Raw genomic sequence first — 909 nt, 5'->3', positions numbered from 1 at the left:
CGTTTAGGCGCTTTAACCGCACTGCAACATGAGCGAGGCATGATCCGGATCCATGAGTGACAACACCTTCCGCAAGCCCGTCCGCAAGGCCGTCTTCCCCGTCGCCGGCCTCGGCACCCGCTTCCTCCCCGCCACCAAGGCGATCCCCAAGGAACTGCTGCCCGTCGTCGACCGCCCGCTGATCCAGTACGCCGTCGACGAGGCGCGCGAGGCGGGGATCGAGGAGTTCGTATTCGTCACCGGCCGCGGCAAGACCGCGATCGTCGAGCACTTCGACACCGCCTACGAGCTGGAAGCGACGATGACGGCCCGCGGCAAGTCGCTTGATCCGCTGGAGCCCACTCGCATACAGCCGGGCAACCTCGTGACCGTGCGCCAGCAGGTGCCGCTGGGCCTTGGCCATGCGGTGTGGTGCGCCCGCGCGGTGATCGGCGACGAGCCTTTCGCGATCTTCCTGCCCGACGAGCTGATGTACGGATCGCCTGGCTGCATGGCACAGATGGTCGAGGCCTACAACGAAGTGGGCGGCAACCTCGTTTCGGTGCTCGAAGTGCCGATGGAGGAGGTTTCCAGCTACGGCGTCATCGCGCCGGGTGCGGTCAATGGCGCGCTGACCGAGGTCAAGGGGCTGGTGGAGAAGCCCAAGGTCGCCGAAGCGCCTTCGAACAAGATCGTATCGGGCCGCTACATTCTCCAGCCCGAAGTCATGGGTCTTCTGGAAAACCAGGGCAAGGGCGCGGGCGGCGAGATCCAGCTGACCGATTCGATGGCCAAGCTGATCGGCGTGCAGCCTTTCCACGCCGTCACTTTCGCCGGCCGCCGCTTCGACTGCGGCTCCAAGCTGGGCTTCGTCGAGGCTACCCTCGCCATCGCGCTCGACCGCCCGGACCTGGGCGACGAGGTTCGCGC

Annotated in this window: 1 protein-coding gene; it reads left to right on the top strand. The window is 66.2% G+C overall.

Features of this window, described 5'->3' with window-relative positions; all coding sequences use genetic code 11:
• Positions 1-52: 52 nt before the first annotated feature.
• Positions 53-909: UTP--glucose-1-phosphate uridylyltransferase (locus PMI02_RS15580; protein WP_007684546.1), on the top strand; the 857-nt coding region annotated here is incomplete at its 3' end.

It is taken from the genome of Novosphingobium sp. AP12, from assembly GCF_000281975.1.
In the GTDB taxonomy this organism is placed as follows: Bacteria; Pseudomonadota; Alphaproteobacteria; order Sphingomonadales; family Sphingomonadaceae; genus Novosphingobium.
Note: the sequence above shows the minus strand (reverse complement) of the source record. Positions and strands in the feature narration are given on the sequence as shown.